This window comes from Desulfobotulus sp. (assembly GCF_034006065.1).
Classification (GTDB): domain Bacteria; phylum Desulfobacterota; class Desulfobacteria; order Desulfobacterales; family ASO4-4; genus Desulfobotulus.
Genome location: NZ_JAVETM010000019.1, coordinates 1 through 25,531 on the forward strand (window position 1 = coordinate 1; position 25,531 = coordinate 25,531).

At 54.0% G+C, this 25,531-nt stretch carries 20 protein-coding genes and 1 pseudogene; 12 read left to right on the plus strand and 9 right to left on the minus strand.

The window, feature by feature from the left end; translation table 11 throughout:
- Positions 1 to 257: 257 nt before the first annotated feature.
- Positions 258 to 1,103, minus strand: a complete 846-nt coding sequence (locus RBR60_RS08660) for a DUF169 domain-containing protein (RefSeq protein ID WP_320355770.1) — start codon at positions 1,101 to 1,103, stop codon at positions 258 to 260.
- A gap of 513 nt (positions 1,104 to 1,616) precedes the next feature.
- On the opposite strand from RBR60_RS08660, the gene RBR60_RS08665 reads away from it, so the two are divergent.
- Complete coding sequence (locus RBR60_RS08665; protein WP_320355772.1) at positions 1,617 to 2,060, plus strand: hypothetical protein; 444 nt, start codon at positions 1,617 to 1,619, stop codon at positions 2,058 to 2,060.
- A gap of 316 nt (positions 2,061 to 2,376) precedes the next feature.
- Here RBR60_RS08665 and RBR60_RS08670 read toward each other — a convergent pair whose 3' ends face one another.
- Positions 2,377 to 3,564, minus strand: a complete 1,188-nt coding sequence (locus RBR60_RS08670) for an MFS transporter (protein ID WP_320355774.1) — start codon at positions 3,562 to 3,564, stop codon at positions 2,377 to 2,379.
- A 213-nt stretch (positions 3,565 to 3,777) separates the two neighbouring features.
- Here RBR60_RS08670 and RBR60_RS08675 point away from each other — a divergent pair, with 213 nt between their 5' ends.
- Positions 3,778 to 4,056, plus strand: coding sequence for a hypothetical protein (locus RBR60_RS08675; protein ID WP_139447204.1), 279 nt, complete (start codon positions 3,778 to 3,780; stop codon positions 4,054 to 4,056).
- Positions 4,057 to 4,194: 138 nt separating this feature from the next.
- Positions 4,195 to 5,199, plus strand: a complete 1,005-nt coding sequence (locus RBR60_RS08680; RefSeq protein ID WP_320355779.1) for a chromate resistance protein ChrB domain-containing protein — start codon at positions 4,195 to 4,197, stop codon at positions 5,197 to 5,199.
- Positions 5,200 to 5,620: 421 nt separating this feature from the next.
- On the opposite strand, the gene RBR60_RS08685 is transcribed toward RBR60_RS08680, so the two are convergent.
- Positions 5,621 to 6,001: a VOC family protein gene (locus RBR60_RS08685; protein ID WP_320355781.1), complete on the minus strand. Its 381-nt coding sequence runs from the start codon at positions 5,999 to 6,001 to the stop codon at positions 5,621 to 5,623.
- A gap of 370 nt (positions 6,002 to 6,371) precedes the next feature.
- Between RBR60_RS08685 and RBR60_RS08690 the strand changes: the two genes are divergently transcribed.
- The 9 genes from RBR60_RS08690 to RBR60_RS08730 all read left to right on the plus strand — a co-directional run bounded on the left by RBR60_RS08690 (position 6,372) and on the right by RBR60_RS08730 (position 20,404).
- A complete protein-coding gene (locus tag RBR60_RS08690; RefSeq protein WP_320355783.1) occupies positions 6,372 to 8,447 on the plus strand; it encodes a methyl-accepting chemotaxis protein in 2,076 nt (691 codons plus the stop codon).
- A 133-nt stretch (positions 8,448 to 8,580) separates the two neighbouring features.
- Positions 8,581 to 11,595: an ATP-binding protein gene (locus RBR60_RS08695; protein WP_320355785.1), complete on the plus strand. Its 3,015-nt coding sequence runs from the start codon at positions 8,581 to 8,583 to the stop codon at positions 11,593 to 11,595.
- On the plus strand, positions 11,585 to 13,972 hold the full coding sequence (locus RBR60_RS08700; RefSeq protein ID WP_320355787.1) for an ATP-binding protein: 2,388 nt from the start codon (positions 11,585 to 11,587) through the stop codon (positions 13,970 to 13,972). The genes RBR60_RS08695 and RBR60_RS08700 overlap by 11 nt, the downstream gene beginning before the upstream one ends.
- Positions 13,969 to 14,358 carry a response regulator gene (locus RBR60_RS08705; RefSeq protein WP_320355789.1) on the plus strand — a complete coding sequence of 130 codons (390 nt, stop codon included), beginning with the start codon at positions 13,969 to 13,971 and terminating at the stop codon, positions 14,356 to 14,358. The genes RBR60_RS08700 and RBR60_RS08705 overlap by 4 nt, the downstream gene beginning before the upstream one ends.
- Positions 14,348 to 16,015, plus strand: coding sequence for a diguanylate cyclase (locus RBR60_RS08710; RefSeq protein ID WP_320355792.1), 1,668 nt, complete (start codon positions 14,348 to 14,350; stop codon positions 16,013 to 16,015). The genes RBR60_RS08705 and RBR60_RS08710 overlap by 11 nt, the downstream gene beginning before the upstream one ends.
- Positions 16,016 to 16,088: 73 nt before the next feature.
- Positions 16,089 to 17,636 carry an acetolactate synthase large subunit gene (locus RBR60_RS08715; RefSeq protein WP_320355794.1) on the plus strand — a complete coding sequence of 516 codons (1,548 nt, stop codon included), beginning with the start codon at positions 16,089 to 16,091 and terminating at the stop codon, positions 17,634 to 17,636.
- Between the two features lie 237 nt (positions 17,637 to 17,873).
- Positions 17,874 to 18,758, plus strand: coding sequence for a lysophospholipid acyltransferase family protein (locus RBR60_RS08720; RefSeq protein ID WP_413815457.1), 885 nt, complete (start codon positions 17,874 to 17,876; stop codon positions 18,756 to 18,758).
- A 105-nt stretch (positions 18,759 to 18,863) separates the two neighbouring features.
- Positions 18,864 to 19,631, plus strand: a complete 768-nt coding sequence (locus RBR60_RS08725) for a M90 family metallopeptidase (protein ID WP_320355798.1) — start codon at positions 18,864 to 18,866, stop codon at positions 19,629 to 19,631.
- A gap of 146 nt (positions 19,632 to 19,777) precedes the next feature.
- Complete coding sequence (locus RBR60_RS08730; protein ID WP_320355800.1) at positions 19,778 to 20,404, plus strand: hypothetical protein; 627 nt, start codon at positions 19,778 to 19,780, stop codon at positions 20,402 to 20,404.
- Here the strand turns inward: RBR60_RS08730 and RBR60_RS08735 are convergent.
- The 6 genes and pseudogenes from RBR60_RS08735 to RBR60_RS08760 all read right to left on the minus strand — a co-directional run bounded on the left by RBR60_RS08735 (position 20,377) and on the right by RBR60_RS08760 (position 25,446).
- Complete coding sequence (locus RBR60_RS08735; protein WP_320355885.1) at positions 20,377 to 21,771, minus strand: MATE family efflux transporter; 1,395 nt, start codon at positions 21,769 to 21,771, stop codon at positions 20,377 to 20,379. The two genes, RBR60_RS08730 and RBR60_RS08735, sit on opposite strands and share 28 nt — an antisense overlap.
- Before the next feature lie 33 nt (positions 21,772 to 21,804).
- Positions 21,805 to 22,581, minus strand: a complete 777-nt coding sequence (gene folE2, locus RBR60_RS08740; protein ID WP_320355802.1) for a GTP cyclohydrolase FolE2 — start codon at positions 22,579 to 22,581, stop codon at positions 21,805 to 21,807.
- Positions 22,578 to 23,369 carry an ATP-binding protein gene (locus RBR60_RS08745; protein WP_320355805.1) on the minus strand — a complete coding sequence of 264 codons (792 nt, stop codon included), beginning with the start codon at positions 23,367 to 23,369 and terminating at the stop codon, positions 22,578 to 22,580. Before RBR60_RS08745 ends, folE2 begins: the two co-directional genes overlap by 4 nt.
- A gap of 44 nt (positions 23,370 to 23,413) precedes the next feature.
- A pseudogene (gene rpoZ, locus RBR60_RS08750) lies at positions 23,414 to 23,587 on the minus strand (DNA-directed RNA polymerase subunit omega); the annotation flags it as partial.
- 22 nt (positions 23,588 to 23,609) lie between these two features.
- Positions 23,610 to 24,077 carry a transcription elongation factor GreA gene (gene greA / locus RBR60_RS08755; RefSeq protein ID WP_320355809.1) on the minus strand — a complete coding sequence of 156 codons (468 nt, stop codon included), beginning with the start codon at positions 24,075 to 24,077 and terminating at the stop codon, positions 23,610 to 23,612.
- A gap of 346 nt (positions 24,078 to 24,423) precedes the next feature.
- Positions 24,424 to 25,446 carry an aspartate-semialdehyde dehydrogenase gene (locus RBR60_RS08760; protein WP_320355811.1) on the minus strand — a complete coding sequence of 341 codons (1,023 nt, stop codon included), beginning with the start codon at positions 25,444 to 25,446 and terminating at the stop codon, positions 24,424 to 24,426.
- Positions 25,447 to 25,531 lie beyond the last annotated feature (85 nt).

The window sequence follows — 25,531 nt, forward strand, 5'->3', positions numbered from 1 at the left end:
CCATCTGATAGGTGTAGATGTTGTCATCTATATTCCTTTTGACTTCAATCTGAAGTGATGAGCCCAAGCAGCCTAATGTAAATTACTGAGAGCATAACGCCTCACATCACCGGCAGCAAAAAGTGAGGTGGCTGGAGCGCAGCGGAAGCCGCACCGCTTTTTGCTGTCCGAGTGGATGTGATTGTTATGTGGCGTTCCGCATCGTAACTTCCATCATCATATATGGGAAGATTAAAACATTCTAATTTCAAGAAAGGTTAATCATTCTCACCCCAGGCCTTTTTGCTACGGTCAATTTTTTTTCGAACTGTCGTCCAATTTTCTCCAACATTGAACATTGATTCAGGCAGTGCTTTCAACATTTTTTGATACAAAGACAAGCTGATTGTAAAAGTCAACTCATCAGCTTTCATGTATTTTCTTGCCGAAGGGTCAAAACCGCCGAGTACTGCTTTTTCCATGCCTTTTGCTTTATAATAGAGCGGCCAGGCAAGGATATTGGTGCATCCTGCGCCAAAAGGAGAAGCTACACTGTCCACTTCTCCTGTGGTGAATGTTGTCTGTACGAAAAGACCTGTTAACACTTCCGGTCGGGCAAAAAAGATGATAAATTCAGGTTCCTCTCCGTCCATAAATAAAGATAATGGCTTAAAAATACAATATTTTCCCTGCGCCTTGGGCGGATCAACCGTATCAAGAAATTTTCTCATTGATTCAGGCGATGGCAGGTATCGCTCACCATGAATGGGCGTCCCTTCAAAGCCTGTGGTCACATAATGTTCTATAAACCTGAGGTTGGGTTTCATCATGGAGCAATAAAAAACCCCTCCGGGGCATCCATATTCTTTAGAGGAGATATAGGCAGCAGCATTTTTTTTCCTGGCAAGCCAAATATTACCCATGACGCAAGAGAAGGTTTTAAACACTTCCTGCATGTCTATCTGCCTTTGATCCTCCAATTCCCGTGAGATAGAGACGCCTGGTTTAGGGCCATAGGATTTTTCCGGTTTGGTGTCAGCATAATAAACGCCAAAAGGCTCTTCGTTCAACCCCAGATGTTTCAGAAATATTTTGGTTTCTTCCAGTATTGATTGCATTGTCATTTTGCCTCCTTGTCTTTTGAAAATTCGTTTTTGCACATGACCTCAAGAAACATAACATATTTATTGTGTGGTTCCGTATAACCACCATTTTTTAACAAAACCCCCGACAAAACACGGTCACAAAAAAACACTTTCCTAACCGTATAATCCCCAAGGTATCCTGCTGTGCAGAAAACCATCTAAGCCTGATTCCCAGCCCCTGCAAAAATCCCCACCCAAAAGCAGTTTCCAAAAAACGTCTGAAAAACGATCCGATTTTCATAGTCCAGCCCACCCATTAAGGCAAGTTTTTTCCTCCCATTTTTCCACCCCACGAGCCCCAAATACCTTATCCCTCACCTTCCTCCCACGCCCCGCACAAGCCAATCTTTACAAAAAAGCCTTGATTTTTATTTTTGAAAAGTGTTAGCCAGATCAAAAACTTTTACTCTCCCTTCCATCGTCGGATAAAAATACGGAGGCGGATAAGAGTGCAGATACCAATAAGAATGTGGAGCAAAAAAAGGGGAAAACATGAAAAAATACCTGATTTCAGCCATGGTTCTGATGCTGGCAGCCATGCTTGGCGTGGGATGCACATCCAAAAGGGCGGTGGACCCTGCCCTGCAGATCCATCCCGATGGCCGGTACAGGGGCGTGTATGGTGATGGCGGGGAACAGCAGATCAGCATTGAGTTTCATCTGAAAGACGGACTGCTGACAAAGCTTTCCTTCAGGCACCTGCAGTACAAGGGCACGGACTACGGGCGCACGAAAGAGGGCGATGCAGGCTGGCCCGTTCTGCATCAGCATGGGATGGTGCTGGCTTATCTGGAAGGAAAGCCCCTCAGTGCTGTTCTGGATCTCTACACTCCGGAAAAAATGGTGGCGGATGTGGATGGATTTTCCGGCGCTACCATCCGGGGCAGCAAAATCATTTCTGCCATACGGGACGGCCTCAACCGGGGTATTTATTGAAAAAGCAGCAAGAGACTAAGGGATCTTACTGCCGGAGAAGGTGATGTGGCCTCTGCCATGCATCAAGGGTCTGAAGTGCGGGAGGGCTTCCCAGGAGGGAAAGCGTCTCCCGCTTTTTTGTTCCTGAAAAAAACAACTACAACGGGAAGGCTCTATGGTGTCCGGGCTGCTGCCTTAAGAACATCATTGAGGTCTGCATGATCCCCTGCCATGCTGTTGATATGCTGACCAACCATAGGACACCCACGTTGTCCTTGCCTGCCCCTAAAAAAACACCTCATCCTGAAAAACTGAAGCATATCATCCCAAAAAACGCCTATGCCACAGCCTCCCTTCCTCCCATCACCCCAAGGAAGAAGGGAATGACCAGCACAAGCACAGCCGCCATGATGCCAAAGGCCCAGCCGTATCCCAGCATGCCCACAAGAATGCCACTGAGGATGGGGCCTGAGGCATGCCCCACATCGTACAGGGTTCCGAATACGCCCATGGCTGTCCCGTAATGCTTTTCTCTGCACAGATCCGCCACCAGAGCAGCGGATGAAGATGTGACCAGGGCCTCTCCCAGACCGAAAATAAGACAGGCTGCCAGCAATGACCAGAAGCCGGTCAGGGTGGGAATGAGGGCAAAGGGTGCGGCGCAGCACAACATGCCTGCAACAATAACCCCGTTTCGCCCGTGCCCATCGGAAAAACGTCCCATAAGAGGTTTGGCCAGCATGGTCGTGATCATCTGTCCTGCCCAGAGCAGGCCTGCTTCAAATGCGGAAAGCCCTGCCACCGTAACGGCATAAATGGGAAGAAATGCCTCCAGAGCCCCCATGGCCATGTTCTGCACCCCTTCCATGCCTGAGGCCGCAATAACCCTGCGATCCCCGGCCACCTCCCGGATACCTGAAATGAACTTCCTGAACCATGGCTCCGCACTCTGATCTCTGGGCTTTTCATCCTTAAAAAGAAAGCCCATGCCAAGCAGCAACGCCAGAACCCCTGTGGCTGCCACAATACCGTAAATCACATGGAAGGTGGTATCCGATGCCCCATGCGCACCTCCCATGAGCGACAGGAGCAGGCCACCGATCGGGGCTCCGGCAAGGGTTCCCATGATGGTGACGGATGAAAACCAGGAAAGCATCTCCCCCTTTTTGGCTCCTGCCATATCCGCAACCACAGCCATGGCCACAGGGCCATAAATGGCCGTGGCAAAGCCGTGGAGAAAGCGGACCACCACCAGCATGGCATAACTTGAAATGAAAAAGTATGCGAAGGGGATGAGGGCAAAGAAACACAAGCCGACCAGCATGGTCTTTCTGCGGCCAATGATATCTGAAAGCGCTCCGGCAGGCATTTTGAAAAGGATGCCTGTCACAGTTGAAATACCAACGGCAAGACCAATGGCCTCCGGCCCTGCTCCAAGATAGAGGGCAAAAAGCGGAAGAACCGGATTGCGTGCCAGTGCATAGGAAAATCTGGCCATAAAACCAACGGAAAACAGTGCGGTCATAAACGATGCATTCATTGAAACCTCGTACCGTGGAGAGTCCTGTTTTTGCAGACCTGAAAAAGCCGCAGTCGCAATTGTGATATACCTGCGCCACAAAAATGTCAATTGACATATCTTTGTATCGTGATAAATTGCAACTGCAATACAAAAGGATCTGTTCCCGGTTCTTCAATGAAGAAACAATCCTACCCCCCCTGAACTAAGGAGAAAAAAATGCCTGAACTGAACGAACACATTGCCGCAAGCCTGGCCCGAACCGGCAAAGAGTACCGCGAGGTCCACGAATGGATTGACAGTCCGGAGACCAAATATGAGCGTCATGATTTTTCCAGGGTGCTCATCAACGCTGCCATGTTCCGGGAAAAATATGGTGAGGAAGGGGCTCAGGAATATGTCTATCATCTGGTGGATGACCTGAAATGCCGCTTCGGCAAGCAGATTGACAGCCATGTGGCGAATATGAAAGACTGCCTCAGCTATTTCGGTGGGTAAGAGATTCAGGCGGGCCGGGTTGCCCCCGGACCGCCTTCTTGTGTTGGTTCCGAAGTGAGGCTCTGCCAGCACAGACTTCCCCCAAAAAATAAATTTTCAGCATTCCCAGGGAATGCCTGAAAACGAGGAAGGCATAACATGCAAAACGGCAGTTCCGGGATCCCCCCTGCCCAGCCCTGGCTGCTGTGCATCCACAACATTCCGCCCAAACCGCCTTACCTGCGTGCAAAAGTTTCGCGCAGACTGGCGGCTCTCGGGGCTGTTGCCCTCAAAAATTCCGTGTATATCCTGCCCGATGCCGAACCTCAGCGGGAGAACCTGATCTGGCTTGCAAGGGAAATTGTTCAGGGAGGAGGCAAAGCCTACGTCTGTCGGGCCATGTTCGACGGCATTGACGGGGGGGAATATTCCGATACAGACATCCGCAAGCTCTTTGTCGAAGCCCGGGAAGCCGACTACAGAAATCTTGCAGCTGAGTTTCAGGCTGCCATCAAAAGTCTCAGTGCTCCTGCGGAAACCCTGTCCACAGACAGTGTGAAGGAATGGAATCAGGAACTGAAAACCCGCTATGAAAACATTCTCCGCATCGACTACTTCGGCACTCCGGGAAGGGGCACCATAGAAGGTATGCTTGCCGCCTTTGAGGGCTGGCTTGCGGCTGGGACCCGGAAGATCAGACCGGAAGAAAAAATCCTTTCTCCCAAGGACTACAGGGGGAGAACATGGGTGACACGCTCCGGTGTCCATGTCGATCGCATTGCCTCGGCATGGCTTATCAAGCGCTTCATCGATCCGGAAGCAGCGTTTCGTTTTGATGCCCGGAGCAAAACCGGAAAGGATGTCCTCTTTGATATGGTTGAAGGGGACTTCACCCATGAAGGCCCCATGTGTACTTTTGAGGTATTGCTGAAGCGCTTTCATCTCGATTCAGATGCAGCCCTTGCCGTACTCGGTGAGATCATACATGACATGGATCTTGACGGTGACGCTCCTTCACGGCCCGAATCCCCAGGGATTCTTGCCTTGCTGAATGGCATATGCCTTGAGACGGATATGGATGAAAAACGGATTGAAGCCGGAAGCAGGGTTCTTGATACCCTGTACGCGCATTTCCAGCGTTCAGGCAGAAAACCCGCATACTAAGGGATGGATCAGCCCCTTGTCTCCCCCCACACCGTTCGCGGTGAGCCTGTCGAACCGTGACGAAAAAGCAAAAAGGATGACCTTTGTCTTTTTTCCGACTCACCCTTCGACAGGCTCAGGGGGAACGGACTAAGGGAGTTGAAAAATACGGATATACCGCCCGTGAAATCCACGGTCTCTCGTCTGAAATGAAGAATCAAATTTCAATGCGGTATATTGGCAATTTTCATCTCCCTAAGATCCGGAAAGAAAAGAAGCGGACCAGAGGCCCGCTTCAGGGTAAAACTTCGATCTGGATCAGAAAGGCTTCAGGACATTTCCAGGATTGGGTATAATCTGAATTTAATCCCACCTCCCTGCCCTTTCCCAGAAAAAGAGGCCGCCATGGGGTATTTTTCTTTCAGGAAATAACCTTAAAGCCTCAGAGGCTGTGATTTTCCGGCAGAATCTCGATCCAGTAGCCGTCCGGATCGGCAATGAAATAAATGCCCATTTCCGTGTTCTCATAGACCACGCAGCCCATTTTCCGGTGCCGCTCCAGTGCAGCTTCGTAGTCCTTCACGGAAAGGGCCAGATGAATTTCATTGTCTCCCAGGTTGTAGGGTTTGTCCCGATCCCGAAGCCAGGTCAGCTCCAGCTGAAAGGGCGTTTTTCCGTCTCCGAGATACACCAGCCGGAAACTTCCATCTTCCGGGCTATAGGTGCGCACCACGGAAAGCTCCAGGGCCTCCTGATAAAAGGCAAGGCTTTTTTCCAGATCAAAAACCGTGAGATTGGCGTGCAGCCAGGTAAATCCCCCCATATATTCTTCCTTTCCTCATCTTCGCTGAACATGTGACTTTTGAAGGACAGATTCTGCAACTCCGCAGAATTTTTCTTTTTACACTTGCAAGCCGATTCGGTATTGTCAAGCATGCATGCCCAAAAAAGGCAGGCGCACACCACAAGGCCGCTCTTCCCTCCCCAAGAGAAAACTTCTCCCACACCCGCCGGGTACCGGGACAAGGGATAAAAAAAATTTAACCTGAACCACCATCCGCATTCCAAAGCATCCTAAGAAACAACACCCTGTGCCAGGGAGGTCAAACCAGCGCCTGCTGAAACCAGTTTTTTTTATGACCCCAAAATCCTGTTTTTATTTACCTTTAACTTCATTTTTCTGTGAGGTTCCCATGTTTTCCCAAATGCGTCTTAAAACCAAAATGCTCCTTGCCGTGTGCAGTGTGGCCTTTCTCGCCTTTGCCATCACCATATGGAGCATCGGCCAGATGGCGGCAACCCAGTTACAGAACAACGCCCAGACCCTTGCCGCAGAAGCCGCTCACCGTCACGGTGGAGAGGTCCGCGCCCAGATGGAAGAACCTCTGGATGCAGCCCGGACCATGGCGCAGATGCTGGGTTCTGTTCTGGCTTCCGAGGAGAAACCTTCACGGGCCATGGCCATCTCCCTGATACGTGGAGTACTCACGGAAAATCCCAACTACTGGGGAGCCTGGGCTGTGTGGCATCCGAATGCCTTTGACGGCCTGGATAAAGACTTTATCAGCAGTCCCGGAAGCAGTGAAGCAGGCCAGTTCATGCCCTACTGGCACCGCAGCAGCGGCGTTCCGGAGCTGGATATCACAGGCTCTTACGGAGAAAATGATCCGGACGGCGAATGGTACTGGAGGCCCTACCGCAGCGGCAAGGAGTTCATCACCCCACCCACGGAATATGAAATCGCAGGCAAAAGAACCATGCTGGTCTCAGGCTGTGTCCCCATCAAAGTAAACGGCAGAACCGTGGGTGTTGCAGGCGTTGATTACTCCATGGAACGCATGGCCAGCATCATCGCCCAGGTCACGCCCTTTGGAAAGGAGTACAGCTACGGTTATCTCCTCTCCAACGGCGGTATCGGCGTGGCCCACCCCATGGCAAAGGCCATCGGTGCCCATATGCGGGACTTTGGTATCGGAGAAGACGTCATCCGGGCGGTGAGTGAAGGACGAAGCATCACGGAATATGGCAGATCCGCCCTGCTGGGTGGGCACAGTTTCACCGTATACGCCCCTGTACACATCGGACGCACCGACGCGCCCTGGAGCCTTGCCGTGGCCATTTCCATGGATAAGGTGCTGGAAGGCTCCAGGCAGCTTCGCAATGTCAGCATGGGCATTGGTGGCTTATCCATTGTCCTGCTCTTTGCCGTGGTCTATCTCATTGCAGAACGTATGATCGTCCGCCCCATACAGAATGTGGCAGCCAATCTCAAGGATATTTCCGAAGGCGAGGGGGATCTGACCAGACGCCTGCCGGTGAACGGTAAGGATGAAATCGCCCTGCTGGGCCTCCGGTTCAATACCTTCATGGAAAAACTCCAGGCCATGATCGGAAAGATTCAGGGCAACGCGAAAATCCTCAGTCAGGCCTCAGGCGGCCTTCAGACCATTGCCGCGCGCATGGCCGAAGAAACCAGCGGCACAGCCCGCAATGCAGGCAGGGTGGCAAGCGCAGCCCATGAAATGAATACCAGTGTTCAGGCCGTAGCGGCGGCCATGGAGGAAGCCAGCACGAACATCAACATGGTGGCCACGGCCACAGAAGAAATGACCTCCACCATTACCGAGATCGCCATCAATTCGGAAAAAGCGAGGAGCATTTCCGAAAAAGCGGTACATACGGGTAAAACCGCATCGGAGCGCATGCAGGCCCTGGAAAAAGCCGCCCGCGAAATCTCCACAGTCACGGAAACCATTACGGAAATTTCCGAACAGACCAACCTCCTGGCCTTAAATGCCACCATTGAGGCCGCAAGGGCCGGTGAGGCGGGCAAGGGTTTTGCCGTGGTGGCAGGGGAAATCAAGGAGCTTTCCCGTCAGACCAGCACAGCCACCCAGGAAATTCGACAGCGCATAGAGGGCGTTCAGAATCTTACGGCAGAAACCATCAATGCCATTGCCGAAGTGGTGCGGGTGATCGGGGAAATTTCCGACATCAACGCCACCATCGCCACGGCCGTGGAAGAACAGAGCGTGGCCACCCGTGAAATTGCAGGAAACATCTCCCAGGCATCCGCAGGCACCCAGGAAGTGAACGCCAATGTCAGCCAGATTTCCATGGTAGCCTCGGAAATTTCCTCGGACATTGCAGAGGTAAACAGCAAAACCGAAAACCTTAAAAAAGAAGGCCGCGAAGTCACGGCCAATTCCGATGAGCTGGCCAGACTGGGAGCCACAATGGCGGAACTTGTGGGAAGATTCCGGGTCTGATAGTCTTCCTTACATTAAAAAAATGCGGCTTCTTCCTTGGCCTTTGCGCCAGAAGCGGCCGCTTTTCATATCAGAAGAGCGGCCTTTTTATAAAGGGCCGCTCTTTCCCCATTTCCGCCTTGGAGGAGTACCCATGCCCCCTGTTCATCCCCCCGCCCCAAGCCTTACCCAAAGAATCCTCTTCATGACAGCGGGCAACCTTTTTGCCGCCATGGTGCTGCTGACCCTTCTCACGGCAAGGATTCTGCTGGACGAACTGGAAAAAAGCCTTGTGCAGCAGCAGAAAGAACGGGTGGACATGGTGGTGAAACGCATGGAAAATGAGCTGGGAGCCAGGGCCAGCACCCTGGAAGGCTTTTGCCGCCATATCCATGACGGGGAGAAACTCCTTGCCGCAGCGGACATTGAAAAGCTTCTTTCCACCCGTGTGCGCCTTCTCGAATATTTTACCGGTGGCATCGTGGTGGCCGATCAGAACGCCGTTGCCATCGCAGAAACCATCTTTGTACAAGGCCGCATCGGAACGGGCTACAATGACAGGCCCCATGTGCAGGAAGCCAGGGCAAATAAAAAAAGCATCTTCACACGACCCTACATGGGAAAAGTCACAAAAACCCCCTTAAGCACCATCACCGTGCCCATCCTTTCCGCCTCCGGCGAGGTGATCGGCTTTCTCTTTGGCAACACCCTCCTTGCGAAAGACAACCTTTTCAAGGAAATCAGTGAGGAGACCTTCGAACAGAGGGGAAAAACCCTGATTATTGATGCAGAACTGGGTCTTGTGGTCACAGCCTCAGATTATTCCATGGCCATGAAGCCTCTGCCCGGAAAGGGCAGTTCCGCCGTTCTCGATGCCGTTCTTTCCGGTGCTTCTGGCGGAAAGATCCGGGAACACACGGGAGAATCCCTCCTTTATGCCACAGCCCCCCTCGACAAAATGGGCTGGCAGGTGATCCATACGCTGCCCGCAGAAGGGCTCATGGGAAAGGGAGCCTCCCTGATTTTTAAAATTTCCCTTCTGATCGCATCCACCATGGTGCTGATCTCCCTCCTTATTCTTCTGTATCTCCGGAAAGAACTCCTTCCCCTCAGAAAAGCGGCGGACACCATCAACGCCATGGCCGAAGGCCGGATGCCCGCCCAGCCCCTTCCCCTTGTCCGCATGGATGAGGTGGGAAAACTCTGCCTTGCCTTCAACCGCCTCCACGCTCTCAGGGAAGAAAAAGCCCAGGAACTGAAGGAAGAACGGGATTTTCTCAAAAGCCAGTTTCTCCAGTCTTCCGACGGCATTGCCCTTCTTGATCCGGAAACCTTCCATATTCTGGAATCCAACCCAAGGCTTTCGGAAATTCTCGGGGTTCCGCAGATCTCCCTTGCAGGCCAGTCCGTACTCGGCCTTCTCGATACGGATAGAGAGAACCTGCAACAGCGCTTTGAAAGGGTCTCCTCCCTTCCGGATACCCGCCCCGTGGAATACAGCATCCTCCACCCCGAAAGCCGCAAAGTCCATGTGATGATCAGCGCCACACGGGTACGCAAGGGGGATCAGACCTGCATCATGGCCAATGTCCGGGACATCACGGAGCAGAAACAGGCCCTTGAAATGAAAAACGAGTTTGTTTCCACGGTCAGCCATGAGCTGCGCACCCCCCTCACCGCCATCAGCGGGGCCTTGGGCCTCCTCATGGGAGGGGCTCTGGGAAAACTTCCCGAAAAGGCCGAAGGCATTCTTAAAATTGCCCACAGCAACTGCCGCCGCCTTTCCATGCTCATCAATGATCTGCTGGATATGGAAAAACTGAGTGCCGGCAAACTGCGTTTTGATTTTTCGGAAGTGGATCTTCTCCTCCTTGTGAAAAAATCCCTTGAAGAGAATGCGGCCTATGCGGAAAAATTTGGTATCCGCCTGAGGCTGGAAAGCCCCCCGAACCCCATTTTTGTCCATGTGGATCCCCAGCGTCTTCTTCAGGTACTGGCCAACCTTCTCTCCAATGCCATCAAATTCTCGCCTGAAGGGGAAGAGGTGCTGATCCGGATCAGTCATCAGGACAGTCTCAGGGTGCGCCTTGCCGTTGAAGACCGGGGAGAAGGCATTCCGGAAGAGTTCCGATCCAGAATTTTTCAAAAATTCAGCCAGCTGGATGCCACGGACAGACGCAGCAGGGAAGGTACGGGCCTTGGCCTTGCCATCACCAAAGCTCTTGTGGAAACCATGAAGGGCTGCATCGACTTTGCATCGGAAAAGGGAAAGGGCAGCATCTTCTATCTGGATCTGCCGCTTCTGAAGGCAGAAAAAATACCCATGGACTGTCTGCCTCCGGAAACCCTTTTCCCTCCCCCTGCGCCTTTCCCCGATGTGGCAGAAGAAATCTTCCAGAACCTCCAGGAAAAAAGCCGCATGGAAAAACCCCGCCTCCTTGTGGCCGAAGAGGACAGGGAGGTGGCCCTCCTGCTTCAGGATCTCCTGGAAAGATCGGGCTATACCGTCCTGCGGGTTGCGGATCACACAGAAATCAGAGAAGAACTGAAAAAGGGATCGTATGCAGCCCTCATTCAGGATCTTCTCCTTCCCGACGGCAAAGGTCTGGATCTGATCCGTCACCTGCGCTCCGACCCTGAAACCCGCGCCATCCCCATTGTGGGCATATCTGCTTCCGTGAAAGAAGGCCGCCTTGTGCTGCGCGGGGCCTTCAACACCATCGACTGGCTGGAAAAGCCCTTTGATCCGGAAAAGCTTCTGAAAATTGTGGAAAAGGCCATCCGGCAGCAGAAGGGAATCAAACCCCGTATCCTCCATGTGGAAGACGACCCGGATCTTGCCCAGATCCTTGCCACCATCGGCGAGGATCTGGCCGTCTTTGATCTGGCTCCAAGCCTTGCCAAAGCCAGGGAAAAACTGGCCCAGCAGTCCTACACCCTTATCATCCTGGACATTGCCCTGCCCGATGGTTCCGGATGGGAGCTGCTTCCCCTCCTGAAAACCCTTAAGCCCGCTCCGCCCGTGGTGCTGCTCTCCTCTTCTGAGCCGGGACGCAGCCAGTCCCAGGCCGTGGAGGCTGTCCTGACCAAGGGTAAGGTCAGCAATACAGACATTCTCGAAACCCTGAAAGCCATCCTGAAAAATCCGGAGTCTTCCCATGAAAGCTGAAGGCTTTTCCCTGCGTGTAATCCTTCTTGTCCCCCTGCTGCTGCTCACGGGCCTTGCCATTGGGGGGGCATGGCCCATTTATCATTTCGGGGCCAGCGCATCCGTTGAAAAGGCCGCAAAACAGCTCCAGACGGAAGTCTCCACACGGATTTCCACCCATCTGCGGCATTTTCTCTCCCTGCCCCAGCGCATCAACGCGACCAATGCCTCCCTTCTCATGGACGGGCTCCTGCCTCCGGAAAACCAGAGGATACTGGAAAGGCATTTTGCCAGTCAGGTTCAGGAATTTCCCGAAGTAAGCAGCATCTATTTCGGCAATACACAAGGGGGCCTTGCCAACAGCGGCAGAGAGCATGAGGGAGACGACAAGTATATCATTGCCACAGACCATTTTCAGGCAGGTCCCTTCACCAAGTTTGCCATGGCAGAAGACAGGAAACGGGGAGATATCCTGCTCCGCCTGCCCGGATTCGACAGTCGCACACGGCCCTGGTACACCAAGGCCGAAAATACGGGCAAAGCCACATGGAGCGACATCTATTTTCTTTTTAAAACGGAACTGATGGCCATTTCCGCCAGCAGGCCGGTCTGGGCCCATGAGGACCAGTTTTTAGGCGTTGTGGCCGTGGATCTTTTTCTCTCCCACATCCAGGCCTTTCTCAAAAATCTTCACATCGGAAAAAACGGCCATGCCTTTATCATGGAACGCTCCGGACGCATGATCGCCTCATCCCACCATGAAAAGGATATCTTTTATGATGAAAACAAGGTGCCCCAGAGGGTGACTGCCATCCACAGCCCCTGCCCCCTGACCCGGGCCATTACCCGCTTTGTTGGTGACAGGACGGAAGGATTCCGGAACATTCCGGAAAAGGGCCTGTATCTGGATTTCACCCATGATGGGGAGAGGGTCTACCTCTCCTTTACTCCCTTAAAGGATGCCTTTGGCATTGACTGGCTCATCTGTGTGGTGCTTCCGGAAAAGGATTTCATGGAAGAAATCGAAAAAGCCCGTCAGACCACCTTCTTTTTCGTCTGCATCATTTTCTTTGTAACTCTCCTGTTCACCCTGACCCTTACGGAAAAAATCTCCCGCCCCATTCTGAAGCTCAATGAAGCCGCAGGCCATCTTGCGGAAGGAAAGGAGCCTGAACCCTTCAGCCTGAAAAAAGCCCCCCGCGAAATCCGGGAACTGGCCCTGGCCTTTCTCCACATGGACACGGCCTTACGCCGCAACATGCAGGATCTTACCCATGAGATCCACGAAAGAAAAAATGCCGAAGAGACCTTACGGGAAAACGCCCGGCACACCCAGGCCATCCTGGACAATGCTCTGGATGCCATCATCACCATCGACAGTTTCGGCAACGTGGCCTCCTTCAACAAGGCGGCCACAAAAATCTTCGGATACGAAGCCAATGAGGTGGTCCACCACAACATTAAAATGCTCATGCCCGAACCCTACCACAGCGAACACGACAGCTACCTCGCCCGGTACCGGAACACCCGGATTCCAAAGGTCATCGGCATTGGCCGTGAGGTTTCGGGAAAACGAAAAAACGGAGAGATCTTTCCCTTAGAGCTTGCCGTATCCGTTCTGGAGAGAAAAAACGCTCTTTTCTTCATCGGGATTCTGCGGGACATCACGGAAAGAAAACGCATGGAAAGCATGAAAGATGCCTTTGTCTCCACGGTGAGCCATGAACTCCGGACCCCGCTCACCTCCATCCGGGGAGCCTTAGGTCTCGTCACAGGCGGAGCTTTGGGTCCCATGGCGGAGCCTGTACAACGCCTCCTGAGCATTGCCCTTAACAACACAACGAAACTCACCCTGCTCATCAACGATCTTCTTGACATGGAAAAACTCATTGCAGGGGAAATGCACTTTGACATCCAGACCCAGCCCCTGCTGCCCCTTGTGCGAAAGTCCCTGGAAGACAACCAGAGCTATGGGGAAAAGCACGGGGTTTCCTTTGTACTGCGTGGGGCGAAGGAGGATATTCAAGTTCGTATCGATAGCCTAAGGCTCCAGCAGGTGCTGGCCAACTTCCTTTCCAATGCGGCCAAGTTTTCTCCCCAGGGCGGGAAGGTTGAAGTCTTTGTTGAGATCGAAAGGGAAGAGCGGGTGCGGGTCTCCGTAAAGGATGAGGGGCCGGGAATTCCGGAGCATTTCCGGTCTAAAATCTTTGAAAAATTCTCCCAGGCCGATGCCTCCGATGAAAGACACAAGGGCGGAACAGGTCTTGGCCTTGCCATCAGCCGGGAGATTGTGGCACATTTGGGGGGCGAAATCGGATTTGAATCCACGGAAGGGATGGGAGCCACTTTTTACGTCTCCCTTCCCCTTGAGAAAAAAAGAACGGAGACCCCGGTATGACGGTTTTGCAGCGCATTGCCTATGTGGAGGATGAACCGGACATTCAGGAAGTGGCCCGTCTGGCCCTGGAGCTGGTGGGCGGTTTTACCGTAACCCTGTTCTCCTCGGGTCAGGAGGCCCTGGACGGCATGGCGGCCTTCAGGCCCCAGCTCATTCTCCTTGATGTCATGATGCCCGGCATGGACGGACCTTCCACCCTTTCCCGCCTGCGGGAACAGGAAAGCCTGAGGGATGTGCCTGCGGTTTTCATGACAGCCAAGGTACAGACCCACGAAGTGGCCCACTACAAAACCCTTGGAGCGATGGGGGTCATCGCCAAGCCCTTTGACCCCATGACCCTTGCCCAGGAACTCCGCACCATCTGGGAACGCTGCCATGAACAGTGAGGAACAGGCCCTTTTTGCCAGGGAAATGGAAACCCTGCGTCAGGGATACAGGGAAAGGCTTGTCATTCAGCTGAAGGAGCTGGAAGAACTCGCGGCAAGCCTTCCCTTCAATCCGAAAGCGTTGGTTATTCTGGAACAGCTGATCCACGGCCTGCATAAAATTGCAGGAGGGGCTGGGATTTTCGGTATGCCGGAGCTGGGGAAAAAAGCCAAAATCCTTGAAATTCAGGTGAAGGGAATACGGGATCGCATGCTGCATTCCGCCCAGTGTACCCCGCCTGCAGGGGAACTTCTCAGCGCCATCCGATCCCTCACCATCCAGGATATTCACCCCATCATCCCGCAGGAGGAAACTTCAGACCCCGCCATGAACAATCTCCCGCCCCTTCCCGCCAGCGCAAGCAATCCCGACCCCCATGTCCTCATTCTGGATGCCAATGCCCGCGCTGCAAAGGAGCTGGGCCTTTCCTTAAGAAATTTCGGCTATATCCCCAGATACATGCAGAGCCTCTTCCCTGAACGGGAAGAAACTTCTGAAAAAGAACCCGCCGCCGTCCTCCTTGCCATGGAAGGGAATGAGGGCAGGGACGGGGAGGAAATCCGCTCCCTTTTTCAAGGCAGGCCTCCCCTCATCGCCATCTCGGACAGTTCGGATTTCTCCCTGCGCCTTGCGGCAGCACGGGCCGGAGCCAGGGGCTTTTTCACCCGCCCTCTGGATGTGCCCAAGATCGTGGATTGTCTGGAACAGATCATCCGCAAAGAAGAAGCCAGCCCCTACCGGGTGCTCATTGTGGATGACGATCTTCTGCTGGCTGAGCACTTCCGCCTTGTCCTGGAAGCTTCCGGTATGGAAGTCCATACGGAATCCCAGCCGGAAAAGGTGCTGGACAGGCTTTCCACCGTAAGGCCGGAGATCCTTCTCATGGATGTGCACATGGAGGGCTGCTCCGGCCCGGAACTTGCCAACATCATCCGCATGGAGGAAGAGTGGGTGGGCATTCCCATCCTTTATCTTTCCGGAGAAAAGGACATGAACGCCCAGATCCGGGCGCTGGAAAGCGGAGGAGATGATTTCATTACCAAACCTGTGGACAATGCCTATCTTGCGGCCACGGTTTCCGCCCATGTGTCCAGGGCCCGCAGGCTTTCCGAGCTCATGGCCAAAGACAGCCTTACAGGCCTTTTAAAACACATCCGCATCAAGGAGGCCCTGGAGGTGGAGATGAGCCGCTCTAACCGGGATGGCTCCTCCCTCTGCGTCATCATGCTGGATCTGGATCATTTTAAAAGGGTCAACGACACCTGGGGCCACAGTGTTGGGGATCGAGTCATCAAGGCCCTGGCCCATCTCTTAACCCGCAGGTTGCGACGCAGTGACAGCATCGGCCGCTACGGAGGAGAAGAATTCATGGTCGTGCTGCCGGGCTGCGGCCCTGAAAAAGCGGCCGCCCTGATGGACGAAATCCGCCTGAACCTGAAAAGCATCCCCTTTCAGGCCAAAGGGGAAAGCTTTACGGTGACATGCAGTATCGGCATGGCCTGCTCCTGCCTCGGGGTTTCTGCGGAAGAGCTTCTCCAGGCCGCAGACAAGGCTCTCTATCAGGCAAAGGCAGAAGGCCGGGATCGCATCTGCATGGCTCCCATGCCCTGTACCTGAACGGCTCACAAGCAAACACAGATCCCAAGCCCGAAACCCAGAATGACGCAGTCTAAAAAACGGGGGATTTTTCATGAACGCTTCGGAATATCTGCTGCAAAGCTTTTCAAAAGCAGGCGTAACGGTTTGTTACGCCAACCCCGGCACCACGGAAATGCCCCTTGTGGAAGCCTTTGACAAAAAAAGTGGAATGCGCCCTGTACTCTGCCTCTTCGAAGGCGTTGCCACGGGTGCGGCCGATGGTTTTGCCCGCATGTCCGGGAAACCCGGTCTCACCCTCCTTCACTTAGGCCCAGGCTTTGCCAATGGCATCGCCAACCTCCACAACGCCAGACGGGCCAGAAGTCCCATCATCAACCTCATCGGCGATCATGCCACCTGGCACAGGGGAGCCAACGCCCCTCTCACCATGCCCATTGAACGTTTAGCCGAATCTCTCCCCGGCTGGGTGCGGTATGTGGCCGCACCGGAAAACCTCAACCAGGATCTGCGGGCTGCCTGGGGGGCCGCCATGTCCGGTCGCATTGCAAGCCTCGTGCTGCCCCATGATCTCCAGGCCATGGCAATGCAGGAGGCCCTCTTCCCACTCCCTTCCCTGCCCCAGTCTGCGCCTAGGCCCGAACTTCTGGAAACCGCTGCCCTGCGCTTGAAAAAAGCCCACAGACCCGCCCTTCTTCTCGGTGGAAAAGCCTTAAGCCCCTGCGGCCTTGAAGCCGCATCCGCCATCTGCGGGAAAACCGGCGCAGCCCTTTTCATGGAAACCTTTCCCGCCCGTCTGGAGCGGGGAAAGGGCCTTCCGACTGCCGAGCGCATTCCCTACTTCCCCGAAGCCGCTCTGGAAAGGCTCAAAAATTTCGATTTTATCCTCCTCGCAGGTATGCCAGCACCTGTGGCCTTTTTTGGCTATGCGGGTATTCCGGGACAGATTCTCAGGCAGGATCAGGCTTCCTTTGTCCTTGCCAGACCCGACGAGGATGCTGCCCTGTACCTGGAAAAACTCAGAGAACACCTCAACGCCTCACCCGAAGACGGGCCGAACCCGACCTTTCCCCTCCAGGAAAGGCCTTCAGGGGAAAAACTCGATATGGTTTCTCTGGGGTTTACACTTGCCGCCATGCAGCCTGAAAATGCCATTGTGGTGGATGAGGGCATCAGCTCCGGATTCTTCTACAATTTCTATGCTGCGGGTTCAGCCCCACATACAAGCCTTTCCATCACAGGCGGCGCCATCGGCTTTGGCCTGCCCTGTGCCATCGGAGCCGCCATGGCCTGCCCGGATCGGCCCGTCATCGGTCTTCAGGCCGACGGCAGTGCTCTTTACACCCTCCAGGCTCTCTGGACCCAGGCCAGAGAAAACCTTCCCATCACCACCCTTCTCTGCGAAAACGGCGGTTACAATATCCTCGATATTGAAATGGCCCGCGCAGGCATCCAGACTCCGGGGCCTCTGGCCGCGAGCCTCACCCGGCTCAGCAATCCGGGAATCGGATGGGTGGGGCTTGCGGAAAATCTCGGGGTCCCGGCCCTTGAAGTGAAAACAAGGCCAGAGCTGGAAAAAGCCCTTGCCCAACGCAACTTCCTGGAAGGGCCCCTTGTCATCGTTGCCCGTCTTTCTTCCTGAAAACATGGAAAAAGGATTTCCAGAGACAAGGGATACACACCCTTGTCTGCCAAACAGGACCTGGGAAAGGGCCTAATCTTTTCTCAGGCGACAAAAAAATCATGAATCCTGCGCAACCTTGTGCTAAAGCCTTTCCCTGAACCCGAAGGGACGCTGGGGAAGAACGTCTCCCTTCCTCGCCGGAAACAGGAAGCCCTGAATCCAAACCGGAGTTTCCAAAAGAAGGATCAAACCCATATGAATTTTCGTGAAAAATGCATCTACAAGCTGATTTATGCCTTCATGTGGACCCTGGGGGCTCTGCCCCGGTCCTGGCGTTTCGGCCTGGCCGACGCCATTGGCCGCATCTGGCATAACCTTGATAAAAGGCACAGAGCCCTGGCCCATAAAAATCTTTCCATGATCTTTCCGGAAAAATCGGCGCATGAAATAAGGGCCATGGTGCTGCATATATTTCAGCACTGGGGGCGGATGTTTTTTGAAATCGGCTGGGGACTGCATCTGGATGCCCGGAATATTTACCAGTATCTGGACCCCGAAGGCCTTGAAAACCTCAGCAGCGCCTACAGGAAAAAAAAGGGCGTCATCCTCATCACAGGCCATATCGGTACCTGGGAAATCCTGCCCGCCTGCCTCGAAAGAATCCGGATTTCCAACAACACCATTTACAGAACCATGGACTTCAAACCCTTAGACGCCTTCTTTCTTCGTGCCCGGACGCGCCTTGGGGCCAACATGATTCCGTTGCGCAATTCCGTTGAAAAAATACACAAAAAACTGGCACAGGGAGAAAGCATCGCCATCTTCATCGATCAGAATGCCAACTTAGGCAATGGGGTATTCATCCATTTCATGGGCAGGGAAGCCTGTGCATCCAAAGGCCCGGCCCTCTTATCCATGGCCACGGAGGCTGCGGTGGTACCTGCCCTCATCGCCAGGGAGGGAGAACGTTACAAGATGATCTTCTACCCTGAAATTCCCCTGATCCGTACCGGGAATCAGGAAGAAGACCTGCGCATCAATACCCAGAGGTATAATGCGGCCGTTGAAACGATGGTCCGGCGCTATCCCGAACAATGGCTCTGGCTCCATGATCGCTGGAAAACCCAGCCATTGCCCTGATCTTCTCTCCATTTCATGTCCAAAACCGGATCCAGGCCCCATGAGGCCCCGGAAGATCATCGGGCAAAATGCCAGAAACCAGGATGCAGAGGAAATACAGACACCATGTGGGCAAAGTTTCGGGATTGGCGGAGAAACCGTGTGCTGGACAAGGTCCGAATGGATCGGGATCTATGGGAACGGGTGCGCACCGACCTTCCCATCCTGGATACCATGGACCCGGATTCCGCCCTGAGGCTCCGTGATCTCGCCTCCCTTTTCTGCCATGAAAAAAATTTTGAGGGCATTCACGGCCTTGAAGTGGACGAGTTCATGCGGGCCTATGTGGCCACCCTGGCCTGTCTTCCCGTGATCCGCCTCGGCCTCTCGCGGCTCGATCCCATCACTTCCCTCATTCTGTATCCTGCGGAATTCATCCCCATAAGGCAGGAAACCGACGAAGCCGGTTTGGTACACCAACGCAGGGAAATTCTCTCTGGTGAAGCCTGGAAAAACGGGCCTGTGGTGCTCTCCTGGGAGGATGTGCATGCCTCAGGACAGGGAAGCGGGTACAATGTGGTCATCCATGAAATCGCCCACATTCTGGACATGGAAAACGGAGAAGCCAACGGCTTCCCCCCCCTGCCCCGTTCCATGGACGCCCAGGCATGGAGCCGGGCCTTTCGCGCTGCCTGGCGGGACATGAACCGCCGCATGCAGACGGACGCCCCTCTCCCCATTGCGGCCTATGCCGCAGAATCGCCCGCAGAATTTTTTTCCGTATGCTGCGAATACTTTTTTGAATGCCCCGGACTGCTGAAAAAAACCTGGCCCCAGGTCTTTGAACAACTGGCCCTTTTCTTTGATCTGCCCTGGGAGCAGCCCCAGACCTGAACCGCCTTGCCCATCCGAATACCCACTCGCCAGATGCCCATTGCCAAAAGTCCCATTGTGGCGTATTTCAAAAGGGATTCCCCTTTTTAAACCGCCGCGTCGCCAAAGACCGGCCATGGATTTCCCCCAATGTCGAGGAGAAGATCATGCAGAAAACAGGATTTTTGCGTATGGTATGGGTATGCCTTGCACTGCTTTTCATTTCCCCCGCCCTGGCTCTGGCGGATGATGTGCTCGAAAGCATCAAAGAAGCCATGGAGCTCTACAAAGAAGGCAATCATTCAGAAGCCATCTCCAGTCTCAATTATGCAAGCCAGCTGATTTCCCAGAAAAAAGCCGGTGCCCTGGAGGCCTTCCTGCCCCAGCCCCCGGCGGGCTGGATCCGGGAAAATCTGGAGTCCCAGGCGGTCAGCAGCTCCATATTCGGGGGTGGCATCGGTGCCAACGCCACCTATAGCCGCAGGGCAGCTGACGAAGAAGCCTATGATGCACCGAGAATTGAAGTGAAAATTGCTGCGGACTCCCCCGTTCTTCAGGGTATGATGGCCATGATGACCAACCCCATGTTCATGGGCAGTGACGGAGGAAAGCTGGAACGCATCAAGGGTCAGCAGGCCGTCGTCAAATACGACGCCCAGAACCAATCCGGCGATATCAACATCGCCGTTGCCAAACGCTTCCTTGTCACCATTGAGGGCAACCGGGTTGCACGGGAGGATCTTGTAAACTACGCCAATGCCATTGACTACCGCAAGCTGGCCACCCTGCCCTGATTCTGGCCTCCCTTACCGCTCCGCCCGACCCTGAGCAGCCGCAGAAGCAGAAACAAGGCCGCCAGGGTCAGGCCTGTGATGAGGCTGATCCAGAATCCCGCAGGCCCCATGGCAGGGAAAAAAACATCCGTCATGCCCAGGGTATAACCCAGGGGCATGGCAATTCCCCAGTAGGCCACAAAGGTGAGACGCATGGGAACCGCTGTGTCCTTGAATCCTCGTAAAGCACCCAGGGATGTGGTCATGACGGCATCGGAAAGCTGATACAGGGCCCCGAAAACCAACAGCCCCGCAGCCAGGCTCCGCACCACGGCATCGGGCGTGTACAAGGCCACAATCCCGTGTCGGAAAGCAAGGGTCAGGGTCAGGGTCAGAGCGGCAATCCCCAGGGAAAGCCCCATACCTGACCAGGCCGTTTGCATGGCGGCCTGACTTTCCCGCCGCCCCACAGCCTGACCCACACGGACCGTGATCGCGGTGGAAAGACTTAAAGGGATACTGTAGACCAAAGCCGAATAATTCATGGCCACCTGATGCCCCGCCACGGCAATGGCTCCCAGACTGCCGATGAACAGGGTGATGCATCCGAAGATGCTGGCTTCCATGAAAAGCGTCAGGCCGATGGGCCCCCCCAGGCGCAGCAGATCCATCATCTGCTGGTACCGAAAACGGGGAAGCCTTACCCAGTTCAGGGCTTTGTACCGTCGGCTGTGGCCCAGGTACAGGGCCATGCACACCAGCATGGACCAGAAGGTCAGACCCGTAGCCCACCCGCATCCCGCCCCACCCAGGGCGGGAACGCCAAAACCTCCGTAGATGAATACAAAATTCAAAACAACATTCCAGACAAGGCCCATGAGAGAAATCACCATCTGAGGACGGGTATCCCCCATGGCCTCGGAAAAGCTCTTCAGCACCAGATAGGCCGCCATGGCGGGAAGGCCCAGGCCAAAGCCCTTAAGATACAAAAGCACCACCGAAATCACCGCTTCCGGTGCCGCCATGAAATCCAGAAGCGGCGCCATGCCCTGCAATAAAAGGCCCAGCCCCAGGCCCGTCACCAGGGCCAGAAGGAGCCCATGGTGTACCACATCCGCAATCTTTTCCTTGTGGCCTGCCCCGAAAAGCTGAGCCACCATAGGACTGACGGCCAGCAGCAAACCGTTCATACCAAAATAAACAGGTACCCAGATACCGGTTCCCATGGCAACGCCAGCAAGGTCCACAGCGCTCACCCGGCCAGACATGAGGGTATCGGCAAAACCTGCCGCAGTAAAGGCCAGCTGGCCTATCCACACAGGGATAGCCAGGCGCAGCAGGATTCGGGTTTCCCGAAAAAAAATCCGGCTTGCGCCGGATGTTTCCATGGATTTCACAGTTTATCCCTCTAAGGATCAGGATCAGGGCAAGGCGCTGGATATCTGAGCAAAAGCGCTGTGGTTATGGATGGATTCAAAATTCTCCGCACTTACGGAAAACCAGGTGATATTGGCATCCTCCCCCAGTGTCAAGGCTACATCCCGCACAATATCTTCCACAAATTTGGGATTGCGGAAAGCCTGTTCCGTCACCGCTTTTTCATCCACGCGCTTTAAAACCGAATACACATCACTGGATGCACAGGCTTCAATGCGCTGAATGAGACCTTCAATCCAGAAAAATTTCCTGAAACGCACGGATACCGTCACCATACCCCTCTGAGTATGAGCGCCAATCTCGCTGATCTCAAGGGAACAGGGACAAACGGACATAATGGGCACCCGCACCGTGGAGATGAGATCGGTGCGGCCTTCCGCACAAATGGCCCCGGAAATGGTGCAGGTATAATCCATGAGTCCGGGCTCACCGCTCACCGGCGCTTTTTTTTCCACAAAATAGGGAAAGGTGACATCAATATGGGCCCGTTCCGCCTCCAGTAAGGTCCGCATTTCCTGCAGGATGCTGGAAAAGGACCGCAGAGACACCTCTTCACGGAAAAGGTGCAGCATTTCCACAAAACGGCTCATGTGGGTACCTTTGGCGTCATGGGGCAGGTCCACATACATGGAAATATCGGCAACGGTCTGCTGCCGACCCTTGTCCCGATCCAAGACGCTGATGGGATAACGCAGGTTTTTGATGCCAACCTTTTCGATGGGCAGATTGCGCTCATCACGCTGACGCTGTACGTCTTTCATTCCGGATCCTGCCCCGCATACGGGGTCCTTTCCCCTCCCTCCACAGCCTGCGCCAGCATGTAGTCCATGCGCACATTTCCCATGGATCTGAAAATATTACTTTTGATCTTCCGATCCTGGCGATAGAGGGTCTGTAAGAATCCCTTGACTTCACTACGCCGGGTGCGGCCTGCGGAAGGACAGGGATTGGTGAACACAGGAAACACATCCGGAAAATCCCGGGTGAGCTTGATAATTCTCTGCTCATCCACAAGGCTTAAGGGCCGGATGATATGAAAACGACCTTTGAACAGGTCCTGCCGGGGAACCATGGTTCCGATTTTCCCGGCATAGCACATGTTAATGAAAAGGGTCTCAATGATATCGTCTTTGGTATGCCCCAGGGCCAGGGTTTTGCAGCCCAGGTCTTCGGAAAGACGAAAAAGTCGCTTGCGCCTCATCAGGGCGCAGAGAAAACAGGGACTTTTTTTCCGGTTCTCCGCGCTGTGGGCCAGAGGGCCATGGGAAGTCTGCTCTACGGTAAGGTCCAGCCCCAGACTGCGGCACCATGTTCCAAGGGCTTCATGAAAACCGCCATCAAAACCCGGATCCACATAAATGGGATGCAGACTGTAGGGAATGGCAGAGATCCGCTGCCGATCCCGCAGCACCCGCAGCAGGGTCAGACTGTCCTTCCCACCGGAAAGCCCCACGGCAATCCGCTCTCCTGGCTCAAACATCTGATACCGGAAAGCGGCCTCACCCACAGCCTTTGAAATCTTGCCATAATTTTTATTCTTTTCCAGCAAGCTCAGTTCTCACCCTTTTTCCGGCCTTTGGTCTCCGCACACACCACCCGGCCTGCGGCAATCTCGCGCAGAGCCATAACCACGTCTTCATTTTTCGCCCTCTGCACAAGGTACTCCGATCCTTCCCGGAGCTGACGCACTCTTTTGGCCGCCATATGGACAAGCTGAAAACGGTTTTCCACCTTGGTCAGACAATCTTCAATGGTTACACGTGCCATATCGGTCTCCTTTTCCTATGGTCTACAGGATCTGCACCAGTTCGTAGCAACGTTTTCCGCCAGGGGCATCCACCACCACCTCATCACCAGGAATCTTGCCGAGAATGGCCCTTCCCAAAGGAGATGAAACGGAAATTTTCCCTTTACCGATGTCGGACTCATCAGGCCCCACCAGCTGATAAGTCACCTCATCTCCGGAATCCACATTCTCCAGGCGGATGCGGCAGCCAAAAACAACCTTATCCTTGGACAGTTTGGTCGGATCAATGATATCCGCATTGGCGAGCTTGTAGCTGAGTTCCGAGATCCGGCCTTCAATGAAAGACTGCCGCTCTTTGGCGGCATCATATTCGGCATTCTCGGAAAGATCGCCATGGGCGCGCGCCACTTCAATAGCCTCAATGGTTTTGGGCCTGTCCACGCTTTTCAGTTGCTCAAGCTCTTTTTTCAGACGCTCGTAGCCTTCCTTGGTGATGGGAATGCGTTCCAATGGAAAAACTCCTGTTTTCTTTGTTCTGGAAGATTGTACCCTTGTAAAAACTTTTTTGTAAGCAAGGACAAAATATTTTTACAGGATCGGCATAAAGTAAAGAAGATGAAGCTCTTCACCACATCCAGTGGTGAAAGGCTCCATCCTCTCATGAATTTCTTTCTCTGCTACCCTTCCCTGTTACCCCAAAACAGGGCCCATCTCATACCTCCCAAAAAAAGGGGGGGGGGACAGGACGTCGGAAAAACCCAGGGCCCACTTTCTCCTTGCCCGGACAGATCTTTTTCCGTCATTTTCAAAATCGGATCAGAGGCTTTCAGATTCTCCGGGCCGGGCCAGTCAGGGCTCACAGATATTTTTCAGCCAGCAGCTCTGCAATCTGGATGGCGTTGGTCGCAGCGCCTTTGCGGATATTGTCCGCAACAATCCACAGATTGAGACCGTTTTCAATGGATTCATCCTTACGGATGCGCCCCACCAGTGTATCATCCTGACCTGCGGCATCCATGGGCATGGGATAGCGCTGGGAGGCAGGGTCATCCACCACCCGCAGCCCCGGCGCCGAGGCCAGAAGGGAGCGAATGTCTTCCATGGAGAAGGCCTCCCGGGTTTCCACATTCACCGCTTCGGAATGGGAATAAAACACCGGAACCCGGACCGTTGTGGCCGTCACCCCTATGGATGAATCTTCAAGGATTTTGCGGGTTTCATTCACCATCTTCATTTCTTCTTTGGTATACCCATTTTCAAGAAAAACATCAATCTGGGGAAGACAGTTAAAGGCAATGCGATGGGGATAGACCTTACGGGGTACATCCATGAAATGAAGCATAGCCCGAGTCTGATCCAACAGTTCATCAATGGCCTTTTTCCCTGTTCCGGATACGGCCTGGTATGTGGAAACCACGATACGGCGGATCCCGTATTTCCGATGAATGGGTGTAAGGGCCACCAGCATCTGTATGGTGGAGCAGTTGGGATTGGCAATGATGCCCTTTTTCACGTACCCCGCAATGGCGTGGGCATTGGCCTCAGGCACCACCAGGGGAACCTCCGGATCCATACGCCAGGCACTGGAATTATCCACCACCACGCAACCCGCAGCCGCCGCTTTGGGAGCAAACTCCAGGCTGGGCCCCCCGCCTGCGGAAAAAAGGGCGATATCCACTCCTTTGAAGGCCTCCGCTGTCAACTCCTCAACGGCAATATCCTCCCCCTGAAACTTCAACGTACGGCCCACAGAACGCTTTGACGCAAGCAGCTTCAGATTTTTAACAGGAAAATTCCGGGATTCAAGGCCGCGAATCATCTCATTCCCAACCGCACCTGTGGCACCCGCGACGGCAATGTTGAACATCTTTCGGGACATGGCTTCCTCTGTCTCCTTAACACCATTGAACTGCAGTAGATAAAAAAGGGAACACGCTGAAAACGCGCCCCTGTCTTGTCCCACA